This window comes from Actinomycetospora sp. NBRC 106378, from assembly GCF_030269685.1.
Lineage (GTDB): Bacteria > Actinomycetota > Actinomycetes > Mycobacteriales > Pseudonocardiaceae > Actinomycetospora.
In genome coordinates, this window is sequence record NZ_BSTT01000002.1 from 198,686 (window position 1) to 217,831 (window position 19,146).

At 73.1% G+C, this 19,146-nt stretch carries 20 protein-coding genes; 16 read left to right on the forward strand and 4 right to left on the reverse strand.

Going from position 1 to position 19,146, the window contains the following annotated elements:
- Positions 1 to 130: 130 nt before the first annotated feature.
- The 10 genes from hrcA (at position 131) to era (ending at position 11,083) form a co-directional block, all read left to right on the forward strand.
- Positions 131 to 1,150 (forward strand): heat-inducible transcriptional repressor HrcA, encoded by a 1,020-nt coding sequence (gene hrcA, locus QSK00_RS05225; RefSeq protein WP_285588300.1) that lies wholly within the window; start codon positions 131 to 133, stop codon positions 1,148 to 1,150.
- Between the two features lie 45 nt (positions 1,151 to 1,195).
- Positions 1,196 to 2,338, forward strand: coding sequence for a molecular chaperone DnaJ (dnaJ, locus tag QSK00_RS05230; RefSeq protein WP_285588303.1), 1,143 nt, complete (start codon positions 1,196 to 1,198; stop codon positions 2,336 to 2,338).
- Positions 2,339 to 2,414: 76 nt separating this feature from the next.
- Positions 2,415 to 3,164, forward strand: a complete 750-nt coding sequence (locus QSK00_RS05235) for a 16S rRNA (uracil(1498)-N(3))-methyltransferase (RefSeq protein ID WP_285588304.1) — start codon at positions 2,415 to 2,417, stop codon at positions 3,162 to 3,164.
- Positions 3,164 to 4,069, forward strand: coding sequence for an alpha/beta hydrolase family protein (locus QSK00_RS05240; RefSeq protein ID WP_285588306.1), 906 nt, complete (start codon positions 3,164 to 3,166; stop codon positions 4,067 to 4,069). Before QSK00_RS05235 ends, QSK00_RS05240 begins: the two co-directional genes overlap by 1 nt.
- Positions 4,070 to 4,195: 126 nt before the next feature.
- Entirely contained in the window at positions 4,196 to 5,818 is a 1,623-nt protein-coding gene (locus QSK00_RS05245; RefSeq protein WP_285588308.1) for an ABC-F family ATP-binding cassette domain-containing protein, read from the forward strand.
- A 37-nt stretch (positions 5,819 to 5,855) separates the two neighbouring features.
- Complete coding sequence (locus QSK00_RS05250) at positions 5,856 to 6,908, forward strand: PhoH family protein (protein ID WP_285589497.1); 1,053 nt, start codon at positions 5,856 to 5,858, stop codon at positions 6,906 to 6,908.
- Positions 6,909 to 7,469 (forward strand): rRNA maturation RNase YbeY, encoded by a 561-nt coding sequence (gene ybeY, locus QSK00_RS05255; RefSeq protein WP_285588311.1) that lies wholly within the window; start codon positions 6,909 to 6,911, stop codon positions 7,467 to 7,469.
- Positions 7,466 to 8,932, forward strand: coding sequence for a hemolysin family protein (locus QSK00_RS05260; RefSeq protein ID WP_285588313.1), 1,467 nt, complete (start codon positions 7,466 to 7,468; stop codon positions 8,930 to 8,932). Before ybeY ends, QSK00_RS05260 begins: the two co-directional genes overlap by 4 nt.
- 1 nt (position 8,933) lies before the next feature.
- The gene (gene lhgD, locus QSK00_RS05265; RefSeq protein WP_285588315.1) at positions 8,934 to 10,187 is read left to right on the forward strand and encodes an L-2-hydroxyglutarate dehydrogenase; all 1,254 of its coding nucleotides are present in this window, start codon (positions 8,934 to 8,936) and stop codon (positions 10,185 to 10,187) included.
- Complete coding sequence (gene era, locus QSK00_RS05270; RefSeq protein WP_285588317.1) at positions 10,184 to 11,083, forward strand: GTPase Era; 900 nt, start codon at positions 10,184 to 10,186, stop codon at positions 11,081 to 11,083. Before lhgD ends, era begins: the two co-directional genes overlap by 4 nt.
- A gap of 295 nt (positions 11,084 to 11,378) precedes the next feature.
- Here the strand turns inward: era and QSK00_RS05275 are convergent, their stop codons facing one another.
- Positions 11,379 to 11,705: a DUF4190 domain-containing protein gene (locus QSK00_RS05275; protein WP_285588320.1), complete on the reverse strand. Its 327-nt coding sequence runs from the start codon at positions 11,703 to 11,705 to the stop codon at positions 11,379 to 11,381.
- Between the two features lie 119 nt (positions 11,706 to 11,824).
- On the opposite strand from QSK00_RS05275, the gene recO reads away from it, so the two are divergent.
- The 4 genes from recO to QSK00_RS05295 all read left to right on the forward strand — a co-directional run bounded on the left by recO (position 11,825) and on the right by QSK00_RS05295 (position 15,970).
- A complete protein-coding gene (recO, locus tag QSK00_RS05280; protein WP_285588321.1) occupies positions 11,825 to 12,682 on the forward strand; it encodes a DNA repair protein RecO in 858 nt (285 codons plus the stop codon).
- Between the two features lie 77 nt (positions 12,683 to 12,759).
- Positions 12,760 to 13,545: an isoprenyl transferase gene (locus tag QSK00_RS05285; RefSeq protein WP_285589498.1), complete on the forward strand. Its 786-nt coding sequence runs from the start codon at positions 12,760 to 12,762 to the stop codon at positions 13,543 to 13,545.
- Positions 13,546 to 13,956, forward strand: a complete 411-nt coding sequence (locus tag QSK00_RS05290; protein ID WP_285588323.1) for a hypothetical protein — start codon at positions 13,546 to 13,548, stop codon at positions 13,954 to 13,956.
- Between the two features lie 109 nt (positions 13,957 to 14,065).
- Positions 14,066 to 15,970, forward strand: coding sequence for a BCCT family transporter (locus QSK00_RS05295; RefSeq protein ID WP_502872014.1), 1,905 nt, complete (start codon positions 14,066 to 14,068; stop codon positions 15,968 to 15,970).
- Positions 15,971 to 16,131: 161 nt separating this feature from the next.
- On the opposite strand, the gene QSK00_RS05300 is transcribed toward QSK00_RS05295, so the two are convergent.
- Genes QSK00_RS05300 through QSK00_RS05310 form a run of 3 tightly spaced genes read right to left on the reverse strand, consistent with a single transcriptional unit; the run spans position 16,132 to position 17,213 of the window.
- Positions 16,132 to 16,545: a Fur family transcriptional regulator gene (locus QSK00_RS05300; protein WP_230750431.1), complete on the reverse strand. Its 414-nt coding sequence runs from the start codon at positions 16,543 to 16,545 to the stop codon at positions 16,132 to 16,134.
- A 33-nt stretch (positions 16,546 to 16,578) separates the two neighbouring features.
- Positions 16,579 to 16,917: an ArsR/SmtB family transcription factor gene (locus tag QSK00_RS05305; RefSeq protein WP_285588331.1), complete on the reverse strand. Its 339-nt coding sequence runs from the start codon at positions 16,915 to 16,917 to the stop codon at positions 16,579 to 16,581.
- The gene (locus tag QSK00_RS05310) at positions 16,914 to 17,213 is read right to left on the reverse strand and encodes a DUF6703 family protein (protein WP_285588333.1); all 300 of its coding nucleotides are present in this window, start codon (positions 17,211 to 17,213) and stop codon (positions 16,914 to 16,916) included. The genes QSK00_RS05305 and QSK00_RS05310 overlap by 4 nt, the downstream gene beginning before the upstream one ends.
- Positions 17,214 to 17,286: 73 nt before the next feature.
- Between QSK00_RS05310 and QSK00_RS05315 the strand changes: the two genes are divergently transcribed.
- Together QSK00_RS05315 and QSK00_RS05320 are read left to right on the forward strand one after the other, a co-directional pair.
- Positions 17,287 to 17,610 (forward strand): antibiotic biosynthesis monooxygenase family protein, encoded by a 324-nt coding sequence (locus QSK00_RS05315; protein ID WP_285588334.1) that lies wholly within the window; start codon positions 17,287 to 17,289, stop codon positions 17,608 to 17,610.
- A 60-nt stretch (positions 17,611 to 17,670) separates the two neighbouring features.
- Complete coding sequence (locus QSK00_RS05320) at positions 17,671 to 19,098, forward strand: glycine--tRNA ligase (RefSeq protein ID WP_285588335.1); 1,428 nt, start codon at positions 17,671 to 17,673, stop codon at positions 19,096 to 19,098.
- The last annotated feature ends 48 nt before the right edge of the window (positions 19,099 to 19,146 follow it).

The window sequence follows — 19,146 nt, forward strand, 5'->3', positions numbered from 1 at the left end:
GGGTCACGGCTGACGGCCGGGCGGCGGGAGGAATCCTGAGTCGACCGCGCTCACGGCCGTCCCACCCGGGACCCACGTCTCGCCTACGATGGGATGTCGGGTTCTCGAACAGCGTGGGGAGGTCGACGACATGAACGCCGAGGAACGCCGCATCGCGGTACTCCGCGCGATCGTGGCCGACTTCGTCGCCACCAACGAACCCGTCGGCTCCAAGGGCATCGTCGACCGGCACAACCTGGGCGTCTCCAGCGCCACGGTCCGCAACGACATGGCCGCCCTGGAGGACGAGGGCTACATCATCCAGCCCCACACCAGCGCCGGCCGGATCCCCACCGACAAGGGCTACCGCCTGTTCGTCGACCGGCTCTCGCAGGTCAAGCCGCTCTCGGCCGCCGAGAAGAAAGCGATCGCGACGTTCCTCGACGGCGCGGTCGACCTCGACGACGTGCTCCGACGCAGCGTGCGGCTGCTGGCCCAGCTCACGCGCCAGGTGGCGGTGGTGCAGTACCCGACGCTGACGCGGTCGACGGTGCGCCACCTCGAAATCGTGAGCCTCACCCCGGCGCGCCTGATGCTCGTGCTGATCACCGACACGGGCCGGGTCGACCAGCGGGTCGTCGACCTCGGCGACGTGCTCTCCGACGAGGACGTCGCCCGCCTGCGCGCGCTGTTGAACCAGGCCCTCGTCGGGAAGCCCCTGATGACGGCCGCCGCCGCGGTCGCGACCCTGCCCGAGGAGGCGTCCGACCTGCGTACCGTGGTCACCACGGTGAGCGCGGTGCTGGTCGAGGCGCTGGTGGAGCATCCCGAGGAGCGGCTCGTGCTCGGTGGCACCGCCAACCTCGCCCGGCAGGGCGCCGACGCCGCCTCCCTGCGCGGGGTGCTCGAGGCGCTCGAGGAGCAGGTGGTGGTGCTGCGTCTGCTCGCCGCCTCCAACGACCCGGCGCAGGTCACCGTGCGCATCGGTGAGGAGAACGAGGCCGAGGACCTGTTCGCCACCTCGACGATCTCCATCGGTTACGGCCCGGTGTCCGCACCGGCGCTCGGCGGGATGGGCGTCGTCGGACCGACCCGGATGGACTACCCGAGCACGATCGCGGCGGTGCGGGCCGTCGCGCGGTACGTCGGCGAGATCGTCGGCGGACGCTGACCGGAACGCTCCCCAGAACCAACGGATCAAGGACGACATCGGACTGTGGCCACGGACTACTACGACATCCTCGGCGTGAGCCGGGAGGCCGACGACGCGGAGATCCGCCGGGCGTACCGGAAGCTCGCCCGCGAACTGCACCCCGACGTGAACCCCGACGCCGCGGAGCGGTTCCAGCAGGTCAAGAGCGCCTACGAGGTGCTCTCCGACCCGGAGAAGCGCCGCATCGTCGACCTCGGCGGCGACCCGAACGCCACGGCGGGCTCGGGCATGGGCGGCGGGTTCGGCGGCGCCGGCTTCGGCGGGCTCGGCGACATCATGGACGCCTTCTTCGGCGCGGCCGGGGGCGGCGGACGCGGCCCGCGCGGGCGCGTGCAGCCCGGCGAGGACGCCCTGATCCGCATCGACCTCACCCTCGAGGAGTGCGCGGCCGGGGTCGCGCGCGAGCTGACGGTCGACACCGCGGTGCTCTGCGAGCGCTGCCAGGGCGGCGGCGCGGAGGCCGGGTCGCACCCGATCCCCTGCGACACCTGCGGCGGGCGCGGCGAGATCCAGAACGTGCAGCGCAGCTTCATCGGCCAGGTCGTCACGGCCCGGCCGTGCCCGGTCTGTCGCGGCCTCGGCGAGATCATCCCGAACCCGTGCCAGCAGTGCGGCGGCGACGGCAGGGTCCGGGCGCGGCGCACCGTCACCGTGCAGGTGCCCCCGGGCGTCGGCGACGGCATGCGGATCCGGATGGCCGGGCAGGGCGAGGTCGGGCCCGGCGGCGGTCCGGCCGGCAACCTGTACGTCGAGGTCACCGAGGCCCCGCACGAGTACTTCGAGCGCGACGGGGTCGACCTGCACTGCCACGTCAGCCTCCCGATGACGGCGGCGGCGCTGGGCACCACGCTGCGCCAGCGCACCCTCGAGGGCGACGAGGAGCTGCACATCGACCCGGGCACGCAGCCCGGCACCGTGCACACCCTGCGCGGCAAGGGCATGCCGCGGCTGCGCTCGTCCGGGCGCACCGACGGCCGCGGGGACCTGCTCGTGCACCTCGACGTGGCGGTCCCCGAGAAGCTCGACGCCCGCCAGACCGAGCTGCTGCGCGAGCTCGCGGCGCTGCGCGGCGAGGAGCAGCCGGAGTACGCGGGCCAGGGCCGCAACGGGCTGTTCGGTCGGCGCAAGGCGGGGCGCCCCCGGTGACGTCCACCCTCTCGTGGCAGGAAAGCGTCGTCGCTGCCGCTCGACGACGGCAACGACGCTTTCCTGCCATCTCGTCGTGAGCCGGGCGGACTGGACCCGTCCGGCGCTCTTCCTCGTGGAGGCGATCCCGACGACGGGTGCGGCGGTCACCCTCGAGGGCCCCGAGGGTCGGCACGCGGCCGACGTGAAGCGGGTGACGGTCGGCGAGGTGATCCTCGTGGGCGACGGCGCGGGCACCCGGGCGCGCGCGACCGTCACCGCGGTCGGCAAGGGACGGGTGACGGCGGAGGTCGACGAGATCCGCACCGACCCGCCGTCGGGAACCCGCCTGGTCCTGGCGCAGGCCCTGGCCAAGGGTGACCGCGGGGAGCTGGCCGTCGAGACCGCGACCGAGGCGGGCATCGACGCCGTCATCCCGTGGCGGGCGGAACGCTGCGTAACGCGGTGGGACGACGGGCCGCGCGGGGCGAAGCAGCTGGCGCGCTGGCGGTCGAGCGTCACGGAGGCGGCGAAGCAGGCGCGGCGGGCGTGGGTCCCCGAGGTCACCGCGCCGCTGACGACGAACCAGCTCGCCCAGCGCCTCGAAGGTGTCACCGGACTGCTCCTGGAGGCGACGGCGGAGGTGTCGGTGGCGGACGTGGCGCTGGGCGGCGAGGTCGTGCTGCTCGTGGGGCCGGAGGGCGGGGTCACGGAGGCCGAGACCGCGCGGCTGGTGGCGGCGGGCGCGACGCCCGTGCGCCTCGGCCCGGACGTGCTGCGGACCTCGACGGCGGCCGCGGTCGCCCTCGGAGCGCTCGGGATGCGGACCGGACGGTGGGAGGCGTGATGGCCCGTCGGAGCCTGCTCGCCGCGCTGGGCCTCACGGGGTTGCTGGCCGCGTGCTCGACGAGCCCCGCCGGCACCACCCCCGCCCCGCGCCCGGGCACCCCGGAGCCCGTCCCGCTGCGCTACGGCCCGGACCCGTCGCAGTACGCGGTGCTCCACCTGCCCCCGGGCGACCCGGGGGAGGGGCCGGAGGGCGCGCTGCCCGTCGTCGTGGTCATCCACGGCGGGTACTGGCGCTCAGCCTACGGCCTCGAGCTCGGCACGCCGCTCGCCGTCGACCTGACGAACGCGGACGTGGCGGCCCTGAACGTGGAGTACCGGCGGGTCGGCGACGGCGGCGGGTTCCCGGCCACCCTCACCGACGTCGCGGCGGCGATCGACCTGCTCGCCACGCAGGGCGTCGAGACCGCCCGGCGGGCCGGCCGGGAGCTGGACCTGCGCTCCGTCGTGCTCCTCGGCCACTCGGCAGGCGGGCAGCTGGCGGCCTGGGCGGCGTCGCGGCCGCGGCTGCAGGCACCGGCGCCCGGGGCGGACCCGGTGGTCGTGCCGAAGGGCGTCGTGTCGCAGGCCGGGGTGCTCGACCTCGTCGCCGCGGCCCAGCAGAACCTGGGCGGCGGGGCCGTCCTGGACCTGCTCGGCGGCGACCCCGTGAGTCAGGCCGCCCGCTACGCCGTCGCCTCCCCGACGGCGCTGGTGCCGGCGTCGTGCCCGGTCGTGGCGGTGCACGGGACCGCCGACGACACCGTCCCGATCGACCAGTCGCGCCGCTACGTCGCGGCGGCGACGGCGGTCCGGGGGCAGGCCCGGCTCGTCGAGCTGCCCGGTGTCGACCACTTCCAGCTCATCGACCCGGCCGCGCCCGCCTGGCAGACGGTCCGCGAGGAGACGCTCGGCCTGCTGCGCTGAAAACCGGTGGCGGGTCCTGACGGCGGGTGTACCGTCGCCTCCATCATGGAGCTCTGACGACGCCTCGACCCATCGCTGCGGCCATCGCCCGGCGGGGTCCTCGCCCTCCGATCCCGGAGTGTCGTCATGTCATCGAGCCTCGTCACCACCCTCGAGCCCGTCGTCGCGCACGGACTCGCCCGCACCTTCGGCGCCCGCCGCGTCCTCGACGGGGTCGACCTCACGGTCGCGCCGGGCACCCGCCTCGGGCTGATCGGGGAGAACGGGACCGGCAAGTCGACCCTGCTGCGGCTGCTCGCGGGGACCGACGTTCCCGACGCCGGGTCGGTGCGGGTCCCGCCCGACCTCGTGTACCTCCCGCAGGAGCCCGCCGTCGGGGCCGGGGTGACCGTCGGCCGGCTGCTCGACGACGCGCTGCGCCCGTTGCACGACGCGGTCGGCCGGCTGGAGGAGCTCGCCACGCGCATGGCGGAGGAGGACGTCGCGGCGGAGTACGACGCCGTGCTCGCCTGGTCCGTCGCCCACGACGCGTGGGACGCCGACCGCCGCGCGGAGGTCACGGCGGCGACCCTCGGGGTGGCCGACCTCGACCGGGACCGCCCGGTGGACACCCTGTCCGGCGGCCAGCGCACCCGGCTCGCCCTCGCGGCGGCCCTGGTGCGTCGGCCGGCGGCGCTGCTGCTCGACGAGCCGACCAACCACCTCGACGACGAGGCCCTCGACCTGCTGGAACGCAGCCTCGTGGACCTGCCCGGCGTCGTGGTGGCCGCGAGCCACGACCGGATGTTCCTCGACCGCGTCGCCACCGAACTGCTCGACCTCGACGCCGGCGTCCTCGGCACCGACGGTCGGGGCGGGCGCCGCTTCGGCGGGTCGTTCGCGGAGTACCTGGTCGCCCAGGCCGACTCCCGCCGCCGCTGGGAGGAGACGTTCGCCGCCCAGCAGGAGGAGATCGCGGCGCTGCGCGCGCGGACGCACGTCGACCTGCGGTCGGTCGCCGCGGGACGGGGGCCCACCGACAACGACAAGTTCATCCACGCGTTCAAGGGCGCCGGGGTCGAGCGGGCCCGCGCGCGGCGGGTCCACGACGCCGAGCGGCGGCTCGAGGTCGCCGAGCGCGAGGCCCTGCCGAAGCCCCCGGAGCCGCTGCGCTTCGACGCCCCGGTGACCGGCGGGGCGGCGACCGTGTCGGTCCGGGGCCTCCGGGTGACGGGGCGGCTCACCCTGAACCGGCTCGACGTCGGCGCGGGGGAGAAGCTGCTGGTCACGGGGCCGAACGGGACGGGGAAGTCGACGCTGCTCGACGTCCTCGCCGGGGAGCTCCGTCCCGACGCCGGGACGGTGGCGGTCGGCGCGCGCCGGGTCGCCCTGGTCCGGCAGGACCCGATCTTCGACCGGCCGGACCTCGCGGCCGGCGCGGTGTACGCGGCGGCGGTGGGGGCGGAGACGGCCGAGGCCGTGCCGCTGCGGTCGCTGGGGCTGCTGCACCCGCGCGACCACGGCACCGCGGTCGGCGCCCTGAGCGTCGGGCAGCGCCGCCGGCTGTCGCTCGCGGTCGCCGTGGCGGTGCGCCCGGACCTGCTCCTGCTCGACGAGCCGACCAACCACCTCTCGCTGCGCCTGGCGGGGGAACTGGAGGTGGCGGTGGGCGCAACGACGGGCACCGTGGTCGTGACCTCGCACGACCGCTGGTTGCGGTCGCGCTGGTCGGGTCCGACGCTGGATTTGACTGTCGGAGAGGCGGTCTAGACTGATTCACGCACGCATCACCGCACGGGGAGCACGCATCCTGAGTCCCACGTCCACCGACTCGTCCGGCGAGTCGCGCATCGTCGTCCCCGAGTCCGCGCTGCTCGCGCTGTTGGGCAAGCGTGACGAGAACCTCCGCGAGGCCGAGGACCTGCTCGACGCCGACGTCCACGTCCGCGGCAACGAGCTGACCCTCACCGGCGCCCCGCCCGACGTGGCGTTCGCCGAGCGGGTCTTCGCCGAGCTGGTCGTCCTGGCCAGCCGGGGCCAGCAGATCGACCCCGACGCCGTCCGGCGCACCGTCCGCATGCTCGGCGACGACGCGGCCGAGTCGGCGTCGCCGGCCGAGGTGCTGAGCCTCGACATCCTGTCGCGGCGCGGACGCACCATCCGGCCGAAGACGCTCAACCAGAAGCGCTACGTCGACGCGATCGACGTCAACACCATCGTCTTCGGGATCGGCCCGGCCGGCACCGGCAAGACGTACCTGGCCATGGCGAAGGCCGTGCAGGCGCTGCAGGCCAAGCAGGTCACCCGGATCATCCTCACCCGGCCGGCCGTCGAGGCGGGGGAGCGGCTCGGGTTCCTGCCCGGGACGCTCTCGGAGAAGATCGACCCGTACCTGCGCCCGCTCTACGACGCGCTGAACGACATGATGGACACCGAGTCGGTGCCCAAGCTGATCGCGTCGGGCACGATCGAGATCGCGCCGCTGGCCTACATGCGCGGCCGGTCGCTCAACAACGCCTTCATCATCCTCGACGAGGCCCAGAACACCACGCCGGAACAGATGAAGATGTTCCTGACGCGGCTCGGGTACGACTCGAAGATCGTCGTCACCGGCGACGTCACGCAGGTGGACCTGCCCGGCGGGCAGACGTCCGGCCTGCAGGTCGTCCGCGAGATCCTCGACGGCGTCGACGACGTGTACTTCAGCGAGCTGACCAGCGCGGACGTGGTGCGGCACCGCCTCGTCGCGGAGATCATCGACGCCTACGGCCGGTGGGACGCGCGGCAGAGCGAGGGGCCCAAGGCCGTGCCGCCGCGCAACGGACCGCCGCAGAATCGTCGGGAACGGCGGAACCGCTAGATGAGCATCGAGATCGCCAACGAGTCCGGGGTCGACGTCGACGAGGCACCGATCGTCGACGTCGCCCGGTACGCGCTGGACCGGATGGGCGTGAGCCCGCTCGCCGAGCTGTCGATCCTGCTCGTGGAGCTCGAGCCGATGGCCGAGCTGCACGAGCGGTGGCTCGACCTGCCGGGGCCCACCGACGTCATGAGCTTCCCGATGGACGAGCTGGACACGGCCAAGCGGCCGGACGCCCCGCCGTCGGGGCCGAGCCTGCTCGGCGACATCGTGCTGTGCCCCGCGTTCGCGCGGGACCAGGCGGTGTCGGCGGGGCACACCCTCGACGACGAGCTGCACCTGCTCACCGTCCACGGCGTGCTGCACCTGCTGGGATACGACCACGCCGAGCCCGACGAGGAGGCCGAGATGTTCGGCCTGCAGGGCGAGCTGCTCGGCGCGTGGCGGGCCGAGGTGGCGGAGCGGGCGCGCGCGGAACGGGACCGGCTGACGCGGGAGCGTCAGCGGGCTGCGGACGCGAAGCTGCTGGGCACGGTCGGGCTGGACGAGAGTTCGACGTGACCGCCGCCCAGATCGGGCAACTGATCGCCGCGCTCGTCCTGGTCCCGCTGGCCGGGGTGTTCGCGGCGGCCGACTCGGCCATCACCACGATGTCCCCGGCGCGGGTCGAGGCACTGGTGCGCGAGGGCCGGACGGGGGCGCGGGCGCTGGCCGCGGTCGTCGCCGACAAGCCGCGCCACCTCAACCTCCTGCTGCTCATGCGGCTCGCCTGCGAGGCCGTGGCCACCGTGCTCGGCGCCTACGTGGCGCTGCAGCTGGTGTCGGCCGAGGGCTGGGCGGTGACGATCGCGGCGCTCGTCGTCATCGTCGTGTCCTACGTGCTCATCGGCGTCGGGCCGCGCACGATCGGCCTGCAGCACCCGTACGGCGTGGGGCTCGCCGTCGCCGTGCCGATCCGCGCCCTCGCCCGGCTGCTGGGCCCGCTGGCGTCGCTGCTGATCCTCGTCGGCAACGCGATCACGCCCGGACGTGGCTTCCGTGAGGGACCGTTCAGCCAGGAGGTCGAGCTGCGCGAGCTGGTCGACATGGCCGAGGCGCGCGGGCTCGTCGACGACGACGAGCGCTCCATGATCCAGTCGGTGTTCGAGCTCGACGACACGATGGTCCGCGAGGTGATGGTCCCGCGCACCGAGATGGTGTGGATCGAGCGGGACAAGTCGGTCCGCCAGGCCCTCGCGCTCGCACTGCGCTCGGGCTACTCGCGCATCCCGGTGATCGGCGAGAACGTCGACGACACCGTGGGCGTCATCTACCTCAAGGACCTGGTGCGGTTCACCACCGCCCGCCAGAACGACCCGTCGAACTCGCCGGCCGACCACGCCGGCGCGGTCGGCGAGATCATGCGTCCCGCGGCCTACGTGCCCGACTCCAAGCAGGTCGACGACCTGCTCCGCGAGATGCAGCGGACCCGCAACCACATGGCCCTCGTCGTCGACGAGTACGGCGGCATCGCGGGTCTCGTGACGATCGAGGACATCCTCGAGGAGATCGTCGGGGAGATCACCGACGAGTACGACACCGCCGAGCACCGGCCCCTCGACCGGCTCGAGGACGGGTCACTGCGGGTCTCCGCGCGGCTGCCGGTGGAGGACCTCGAGGAGGCCGCGGGCGTCGAGTTCGAGGCCGAGGACGTCGACACCGTGGGCGGCCTGCTCGCCCAGCGGCTCGGCCGGGTCCCGCTGCCGGGTGCGGAGGCCGAGGTCGGGGGCCTGCGTCTGCGCGCCGAGGGCGGCGAGGACGATCGGGGCCGGATGCGGATCGTGTCGGTGCTGGTGTGGGACCCGCACCCGGCGCCGTCGGAGTCCGCCGCCGACGGGTCGGAGGACCACGGCGACGACGCCGACACGCTCGTGAGTGCGAGCGGGAGACGGACCGGGGCCGAGCTCGGCCGCCGGGCAGGAGACGCAGCGCAGCGGAGCTCGACCATGTGGTCGGGAGAGACGGGAGAGGGCCAGCGTGGGTGACGTGTCAGGAGTCCCGGGACCGAACCCGCGGCACGACGTCGTCGTGGTCGGCGGCGGCATCGTCGGGCTCGCGGTGCTCACGGCGCTGCTCGACGCCGGGCACACGTCGGTCGCCCTGGTCGAGCGGGAGTCGTCGCTGGCCGGGCACCAGACGGGGCGGAACTCCAACGTCATCCACTCCGGGCTGTACTACGCGCCGGGCTCGCTGAAGGCCCGGCTCGCGGTCGCGGGCTGCGCGGAGACGAAGGCGTTCTGCGCCGAGCACGACCTCCCCTTCCTCGAGTGCGGCAAGGTCGTGGCGGCCACCGGCGAGGACGAGCTGCCGCGGATGGCGGAGCTGGTGCGCCGGGGCCGGGCCAACGGCGTCGAGGTGCACGAGCTCGACGCGGCGGGCGTGCGCGACCGCGAGCCCGCCGTCAGCGCGGTGGCGGGCCTCTTCGTCCCCTCGACCGGGATCTGCGACTACGAGGCGATCACGGTGAAGCTGGCCGAGCTCGCCGTCGCGCGCGGCGCGGTGATCCACACCGGGCGCGCCGTGCGGTCGACGGTGCGCCGGCGTCGGGACGTCGTGGTCCACACCGACGGCGGCGACCTGCTCGCCGGGCAGGTCGTGGTGTGCGCGGGGCTGCGCTCCGACGAGATCGCACGGGCCTCGGGCTTCGACCCCGGCGTGCGGATCGTGCCGTTCCGGGGCGAGTACTCCGACCTGCGCGGACCGAAGGCCGACGCGATCCGGGGCCTGGTCTACCCGGTGCCCGACCCGGCGTTCCCGTTCCTCGGCGTGCACGCCACGCGTGGGGTGGACGGTTCGGTGCACGTCGGGCCGAACGCCGTCCTCGCGCTGGCCCGCGAGGGCTACGACTGGCGGACCCTGAAGGTGCGCGAGCTCGCCGGCACCCTGACCGACCCCGGATTCCTCGCCCTCGCGGCCAGGCAGTGGCGCTACGGGATCGGCGAGATGCAGCGCTCGCTGTCGAAGGCCGCCATGGCGAAGGCGGTCGCGAAGATGCTGCCCGGCACCACCGCCGCCGACCTGCACCCGCCGCACGACGTCATGCGCCGGGCCGGGGTGCGTGCGCAGGCGGTGCGGCCGGACGGGTCGCTGGTCGACGACTTCCTGTTCGCCGAGGACCGTGCCGAGGACGTGTCGGTGCTGCACGTGCTCAACGCGCCCTCCCCGGCGGCCACCGCGGCGCTGCCGATCGGACGCGAGATCGTGGCCCGCCTCGAGGGCAAGTCGGTGGAGGCCGCGTGACGCAGCCCTGGCCGGAGGACTTCCGTTCCGGGTTCGCCTGCTTCGTCGGGCGGCCCAACGTCGGGAAGTCGACCCTGACGAACGCGCTGGTGGGGCAGAAGGTCGCGATCACCTCGTCGCGGCCGCAGACCACCCGGCACGCCATCCGCGGCATCGTGCACCGCCCCGACGGGCAGCTCGTGCTCGTCGACACCCCCGGGCTGCACAAGCCGCGCACGCTGCTGGGGGAGCGGCTCAACGACGTCGTGCGCACCACGTGGGCCGAGGTCGACGTCGTCGGGTTCTGCGCGCCGGCCGACCAGGCGGTGGGACCGGGCGACCGGTTCATCATCTCGGAGCTGCGCAAGATCGCCGACCGGACACCCGTCGTCGGGATCCTGACGAAGACCGACCTCGCGCGCCCGGAGGTGATCGCCGAGCGGCTGCTGGAGCTGCAGCAGCTCGCCGACTTCGCCGAGATCGTGCCGGTGTCGGCCGTGTCGGGGAAGCAGGTCGAGCTGCTCACCGAGCTGCTGCTCGCCCAGATGCCGCCCGGCCCGCCGCTCTACCCCGAGGGCGAGCTCTCCGACGAGCCGGAGACGACGATGATCGCGGAGTTCATCCGCGAGGCCGCCCTCGAGGGCGTGCGCGACGAGCTCCCGCACTCGCTCGCCGTGGTGGTCGAGGAGATGGTGGAGGGGAAGACCCTCAGGATCCGGGCCGAGATCTTCGTCGAGCGGCCGTCGCAGAAGGCGATCGTGATCGGCCGGGGCGGGTCCCGCCTCAAGGAGGTCGGGACCAGCTCCCGGCAGCAGATCGAGAAGATGCTCGGCACCCAGGTGCACCTCGACCTGTTCGTCAAGGTGGCCAAGGACTGGCAGCGTGACCCCCGGCAGCTGCGCAAGCTGGGGTTCTGACCGCCGGCTTGGTGGCAGGAAAGCGTCGTTGCTGTCATCCAGTGGCAGGAACGCCGCATCGTCGGGGGGCGATCAGCCGAGCGCGGCGAAGAGCGGCGTGAGCTGGCCGGAATCGACGTACTGCGCGAGCCCCGGCTCCCCGCCGAGGGTCACACCAGGCAGCGTCCCGGGCTGCGGAACCTGCGTGACGTGAACCTCGCGCCGGATGGGGCGGCCAACCTCGCGCCGAGGGTCACACCAGGCAGCGTCCCGGGCCGCGGAACCTGTCTGACGTGAACCTCGCCGGAGCGGGCCCCTACATCGAGTAGGAGTACGAGAAGCTGCCGCCGTTGGCGATGATGAGGACCCAGAACAGGATCCACATCGCGCAGCCGATCCCGCCCAGCACGAGCGCGGTGATCGCGAGCGGCCGGCCGTTCTCGCCCGAGCGCGCGATCTGGCGCAGCGACACCCAGCCGCACACGACGGCGGCGAGCGGTACGAAGAACGCCGCGATCAGAGCGACGATCGACAGCACGTTGGTGCGCCGGGCGACCGGCGGGCCGTACCCCGCGGGCTGGGCCGGGGGTTGGCCGTAGCCGACCGGCTCGGGGGCGAAGGGCTGCTGCTGCGGAGTGGTCATGACGGGTTCCTCCCGGCTCGATGTGACGGAACGTGACATTAGCGGGGAGCCACTCCCCGTCGTATAGGCCGGACGAGTGAGCAGGGCGGGATGTCGGACCGGAGTGCCAGGATGGGTCCGTGGGCTTCTACCGCGACACCGGTGTGGTGCTGCGGTGTCAGAAACTCGGCGAGGCCGACCGGATCGTCACGCTGCTGACCCAGCACCACGGCAAGGTGCGCGCCACCGCGAAGGGCGTCCGCCGGACCACGTCGAAGTTCGGCGCCCGCCTCGAGCCGTTCGGGCACGTCGACCTGCAGCTGCACACCGGACGCAGCCTCGACATCGTCACCCAGGTGCAGACGATCGACGCCTTCGGCGGGGATCTCGTCGCCGACTACCCGCGCTACACCGCCGGCTGCGCACTACTCGAGACCGCCGACCGGCTCACCCCGGAGGAGGGCGAGCCCGCCCGCGAGCTGTTCCTGCTGCTCGTCGGCGCGCTCCGCGGCCTCGCCCTCGGGCGCCGCGACCCGCACCTGGTCCTCGACGCCTACCTGCTGCGGGCCATGGTCGTCGCCGGCTACGCGCCGGCCGTCACCGAGTGCGCCCGCTGCGGGGTCGAGCCGGAGACTCCCCTGGACGCCCCGGACGGCACGCACGGCTTCCACCGTCGCTTCGCGGTGGCCGCCGGGGGAGCGGTGTGCGACGACTGCCGACCCGGCGGGTCGGTGGTGCCCTCGTGGTGGACCTGGCGGCTGCTCGAGGCCCTGCGCGACGGCGACTGGAGCGTCGCCGAGCAGAGCCCGCCCGACGCCCGCCGCGACGCCGCGGGCCTCGTGGCCGCGCACCTGCAGTGGCACCTCGAGCGCCAGCTGCGCTCGCTCCCGCTGGTCGACCGCCGTGGCGCGGTCCCGCGGGTGGACCTCGAGGACGGGGTCCCGACGACGGAGGACGACGGCACCCGCCGTCAGGAAGCATCGGAAGGAGTCGTGTGAGTCCGCTGCGTCAGCGCGCCGAACGGAGTCGCGGCCGGTCGGGAGCCCGGCTGCGCGGACCGGGCGACCCGACGGTGATGGCCCCGACGCCGCACCCCTCGGGGGCCACGGCGCCGCCGATCCCGGCCGACCTGGTCCCGAACCACGTCGCGCTCGTCATGGACGGCAACGGCCGGTGGGCCAACCAGCGCGGCCTGCCGCGCATCGAGGGGCACCGGCACGGCGAGGCGCAGCTGCTCGACGTCGTGCGCGGGTGCATCGACGTCGGCGTGAAGTGGATCAGCGCGTACGCCTTCTCCACCGAGAACTGGCGGCGCAGCCCGGAGGAGGTCCGCTTCCTGCTCGGCTTCAACCGCGACGTGATCCGGCGCCGCCGTGACGAGATGCACGCGATGGGCGTCCGGGTCCGCTGGTCGGGGCAGCGCCCGCGGCTGTGGCGCAGCGTCATCAAGGAGCTCGAGATCGCCGAGGAGCTGACGAAGGACAACGACGTCGTCACCCTCACCATGTGCGTCAACTACGGCGGGCGGGCCGAGATCGTCGGCGCGGCGCGGGAGCTGGCCCGCCGGGCGGCCGCGGGGGAGATCGACCCGGAGCGCATCGACGAGCGGGCGCTCGCCCGCTACCTCGACGAGCCGGACATGCCCGACGTCGACCTGTTCGTGCGCAGTTCCGGGGAGCAGCGCACCTCGAACTTCCTGCTCTGGCAGTCCGCGTACGCCGAGATGGTCTTCCTCGACACGCTGTTCCCCGACTTCGACCGCCGCCACCTCTGGCAGGCCTGCGAGATCTACGCCTCCCGCGACCGTCGCTACGGCGGCGCCGTCGACGCGTCCCGGGTCGATCCTGCCGAGGAGAGCTGAGTGAGCCGCGAGGCCGCCACCACCGCCACCCTGCTGATCACGGCCCGCGAGGCCCTGGAGAAGTTCGTGGAGGTCCGCGTCGACGACGACGGGGCCCTCTCCTTCCGTCACGGCGACGTGCCGTGCGCGGTGCAGGGCGTCGAGCTCGTCGAGGGGCTCGCCGTCCTCTCCCTGACCTGCGTCGTCGCGTGGGACCTGCCCGACGACGACGTCCCGCGCCGGATCGCCGAGCGCGCCGGGCAGGGGCTCTTCGGCACGCTCGGCGTGGTGCGGGCCGAGGCCGGCTGGGACGTGACGCTGCGCTACGCGTTCCCGGCCGAGGACCTCGCCCCCGATCCCCTCGGCACCCTGCTCATGCTCGTCGTGTCCACGGCATCTCAGGTCCGGGCCGATCTCGTCGGCGCGTCCTGACGCTGCGGTTTACACCGATTGCACGCTCTCTGTCCGTTTTCTCCCGTAGTCTCCTCCGGACGTCGCATCCGGAGAGGAGGGCGCCCGCCGCACCGGGGGGCGTACCGGTATGACACAGCAGCAGGAGAGTCCCCCCGCGAGACCGCCCGAGGAACAGGGCGGGAGCGCCGCGGACGTGAAGGGCGTGCCGGTCGACAAGGTCGTCTTCGGCGTCGGCGCGTCCCTGGCCGTCGTCTTCGTGCTCTGGGGGATCCTCAGCACGGAATCGTTGAGCTCGGTCTCGAGCAGCATGATCGGCGGCCTCATCCAGGGCGGCGGCTGGCTGTTCATCCTCGCGGCCACCGGCTTCGTGGTGTTCGCGCTCTGGCTCGCGTTCTCGAAGTTCGGCCGCATCAAGCTCGGCGGTGAGGACGAGCAGCCCGAGTTCCGCACCGTGTCGTGGATCGCGATGATGTTCTCGGCGGGCATGGGCATCGGGCTGATGTTCTACGGCGTCGCCGAGCCGCTCTCGTTCTTCACCAGTCCGCCGCCGGGGTCGGTGGCCGGCGGAGACCAGGTGGAGGCGCTGCGCACGGCGATGGCCACGTCGCTGTTCCACTGGACGCTGCACCCGTGGGCCATCTACGCCGTCGTCGGGCTCGCGATCGCCTACTCGACGTTCCGCAAGGGTCGTCGGCAGCTCATCAGCCAGGCCTTCATCCCGCTGATCGGGGAGAGGGCGGCCAACGGCACGCCCGGCCGGATCATCGACATCATCGCGATCTTCGCGACCGTCTTCGGCTCGGCCGCCTCGCTCGGCCTCGGCGCGCTGCAGATCGGCGGCGGGCTCGACGCCACCGGCTTCCTGCCCGACGCCGGCAACGAGGTGCTCGTCCCGATCATCATCGTCCTGACGGCGGCGTTCATCCTGTCCGCGGTCTCGGGCGTGGCCAAGGGCATCCAGTGGCTCTCGAACATCAACATGGTGCTCGCGGGCGTGCTGGCGCTGTTCGTGTTCGTGGTCGGCCCGACGGTGATCATCCTCGACCTGCTGCCCACCGCGGTCGGCGCCTACTTCTCCGAGTTCTTCGAGATGGTGGGCCGGACGGAGGCCACCGGCGGCGCGCCGATGCTCGACTGGCTCTCGTCGTGGACGGTCTTCTACTGGGCCTGGTGGATCTCCTGGACCCCGTTCGTCGGCATGTTCCTCGCGAAGATCAGCCGGGGTCGCACGATCCGGCAGTTCGTCGGCGGCGTCATGCTGGTGCCGAGCCTGGTCTCGCTGATCTGGTTCGCCATCTTCGGCGGCACCGCGATCACTCAGCAGCAGCAGGGGCTGAACCCGGCCGGGGCGGACACCGAGTCGCAGCTGTTCTCGGTGCTGCAGGCCTACCCGCTGGCCACCGTCACCGGGATCCTGGTGATGGTGCTGGTCGCGATCTTCTTCGTGTCCGGCGCGGACGCCGCGTCGATCGTCACCGGCACGCTCTCGCAGCGCGGCACCGACGAGCCGAAGAAGTGGGTCGTCATCTTCTGGGGCGCCACGATGGGTCTCGTCGCCATGGTGATGCTGCTGGTCGGCGGCGAGGACGCCCTGTCCGGGCTGCAGAACCTGACGATCCTGGTCGCCGCGCCGTTCGTGATCATCATGATCGCGCTCTGCGTCGCCCTCACCCGCGATCTCAACCACGACCCCGTCGTGCTCCGCGAGATCAAGGGCACCGAGGTGATCGAGCAGGCCATCGACTACGGCACCGACAAGCACGGGGACGACTTCTACCTGCGGGTGCAGTCGTTCCCGGCCGACGCCGACGGTCCGTGGCGCACCGCGGTGAACGACGCCGGGGAGCGTGTCACCTACGCCGACGTGCGGCGCAACGCCGACCCGTTCCGGGAGTCCGACGAGCCGGTGCCCGCGGACGCGCCGGAACGCGGCCGCCCCGACGCCGACGGGATCGACGACACCCTGCAGGTCGGTCCGACGGGTGGCGCCGAGCGCGAGACCGCCGGTCGCCCGAGCGCCGACCGGGAGTAGCGCACGCCGCACCGTGGCCCGTCCCCGCGCGTCGGGGGCGGGCCACGCTGGTGTCCGGGCCGGCCGCGAGACTCACATGAGGCAGCCTCGACGTTCCGCGGGCATGCCTGGTGTGCACCTCGGCGCCCCGGGTCAGCGCGGGCCGGGCGAGGGACCCGTCGTCAGGAACGGCAGCCCGAGCAGGTCCCGATGATCTCGACCGTGTGATCGATCTCGGCGAAGCCGTGCTCCACCGCGACCTTCTCCGCCCAGTGCTCGACGGCGGGCCCCTCGACCTCCACCGTGCGCCCGCAGACCCGGCACACGAGGTGGTGATGATGGGTGTCCGAGCAGCGGCGGTAGGAGGCCTCGCCCGCCGTCGTGCGCAGGACGTCGATCTCGCCGGCGTCGGCGAGGGCCTGCAGCGTGCGGTACACGGTCGTCAGGCCGATGCCCTCGCCGCGGCGGCGCAGCTCCTCGTGGATGTCCTGGGCGGAGCGGAAGTCGTCGAGCTCGTCGAGGAGGTCGCCGATCGCCGCCCGCTGCCGGGTCGACCGCTGCCCGGGGACGACGGTCGGCCTCGATTCAGAGACCATGGGTCGAGCTCCGCCGTGCTGCGTCTCCCGCACTCATGCGTCCTCCTGCACGTGGTCGACGGCATCGACCACGATATGGGCCAGGTGATCGTCGACCAACCGGTAGACGACCTCGCGGCCCCGACGTTCGCCCCGGACGACGCCGGCGGCCTTGAGGACGCGCAGGTGCTGGCTGATCAACGGCTGGGTGACGCCGAGCGTGTCCACCAGCTCGTGCACGCAGCGTGGTGACTGCCGCAGCTGCATCACCACGGCGATCCGCACCGGGGCGGCCAGCGCGCGCAGCAGCTCACCCGCGGCCTCGAGGGTGGCCGGCTCCAGCAGCGGCGGCGGCGCGGGAGCGGGGGCCGGGGCCTCGTGGGAGATCGTCATCGCAGCGCCACCCCGATCGTCACCAGCACCAGCACCGCGAGGATCAGGCTCCGCGCCAGCCGCTCGGGCGGCGACATGCGCCCCCACGTCGTCGCGAGCAGCACCGCGACCCCGGCGGCGAGCAGCGCCAGCAGCAGCGCCCCGACGACGCCGCCGAGGAGCACCCCGGCGGCGAACACGACGGCCACCAGCGCGAACACCAGCACCGGCGGCGCACCCGCCAGCGGGCCCACCCCGGGCAGCAGCGGGCGGCGCAGGTCGCCCCGCCCGTTCCGTCGTCCGCGTCCGTTCGCCACGGCGCTCCTCTCCGGTGACTCCCGTCGACCTCCAGAATCCCATACTGACACCGGGTGTCGATAAGGTCCGGCGGTGCTCCTCGTCTGCCGCTTCCGTCCCGCCGACGAGGGCGAGTTCCTCACCCGCGCCCGGCGGGCGGTCGGGCTGCTGGCGGGGCAGCCGGACTGCGAGCGGGTCGAGCTCGCCCGGGCCGTCGAGGCGCCCGGGCAGTGGGTCCTCGTGGCCGTCTTCGCGTCGCTGACCGCCTACCGGCGCGCGCTGCAGCCCTTCGACGTGCGCGAGCACGTGGTGCCATTCCTCTCCGAGGCCTCCACCGCGGACGAGGCCACCTTCGAGCGGCGGCTGACCGGCCTTCCCGACGGCGGGTGCGTCGAGCACGCGAGCATCCTCGACTGAGCCGCTCGCGCCCGGTCGATACCCTGGGAGGGCCACCGAGCAGCATCAGGAGAGACCGAAGTGCCCACCCCCACCGGAAGCGCCCGCATCGAGACCGTCGTCAACCTGTGCAAGCGACGCGGTTTCGTCTTCCCCTCGGGCGAGATCTACGGCGGTACCCGGTCCGCCTGGGACTACGGGCCCCTGGGCGTCGAGCTCAAGGACAACATCAAGCGCCAGTGGTGGCGGTTCATGGTGCAGGGCCGCGACGACGTCGTGGGCCTGGACTCGAGCGTCATCCTGCCGCGCCAGGTGTGGGTCGCCTCCGGCCACGTGGACGTGTTCACCGACCCGCTGGTCGAGTGCACCAACTGCCACCGCCGCTACCGCGCCGACCAGCTCGCGGAGGACTTCGCCGAGCGCACCGGCGGCCCGTCGCTGGAGACGGTCGACGCCGAGGGCAAGGTCGGCTACGACCTCTCGACGGTGCCCTGCCCGAACTGTGGCGTGCGCGGCCAGTACACCGCGCCGCGCGAGTTCAACATGATGCTCAAGACCTACCTCGGCCCGGTGGAGTCCGAGGAGGGCCTGCACTACCTGCGCCCGGAGACCGCGCAGGGCATCTTCGTGAACTTCGCCAACGTCATGTCGACCGCGCGCAAGAAGCCGCCGTTCGGCATCGGCCAGATCGGCAAGAGCTTCCGCAACGAGATCACGCCGGGCAACTTCATCTTCCGCACGCGCGAGTTCGAGCAGATGGAGATGGAGTTCTTCGTCGAGCCGGGCTCCGACGAGCAGTGGCACCAGTACTGGATCGACGAGCGCACCCGCTGGTACACCGAGCTGGGGATCGCGCCGGAGAACCTGCGCCACTACGAGCACCCCAAGGAGAAGCTCTCCCACTACTCCAAGCGCACGGTGGACGTGGAGTACAAGTTCGCGTTCAACGCCGGCCAGGAGTGGGGCGAGCTCGAGGGCATCGCGAACCGCACCGACTTCGACCTCACCACGCACTCGAACCACTCGGGCGTCGACCTGTCGTACTACGACCAGGCCACCGACTCCCGGTACCGGCCGTACGTCATCGAGCCGGCCGCGGGTGTCGGCCGCCCGATGATGGCGTTCCTGCTCGAGGCCTACACCGAGGACGAGGCGCCGAACGCCAAGGGCGGGGTCGACAAGCGCACGGTGCTCAAGCTCGACCCGCGCCTGTCGCCGGTGAAGGCCGCCGTCCTGCCGCTCTCCCGCAACGCCGACCTCTCGCCGGTCGCCCGGGACGTGGCCGCGCGCCTGCGGCAGCACTGGAACGTCGACTTCGACGACGCCGGCGCCATCGGTCGCCGCTACCGCCGCCAGGACGAGATCGGGACGCCGTTCTGCGTGACGGTCGACTTCGACTCGCTGCAGGACCAGGCGGCCACGGTCCGCCACCGCGATGCCATGACCCAGGAGCGGGTGGCCTTCGACCAGCTCGAGGGCTACCTCGCCGCACGGCTCATCGGCTGCTGAGGCCCGTCACGACGACGGGTGCGGCGAGACCGTCGGACCCCTCACCTA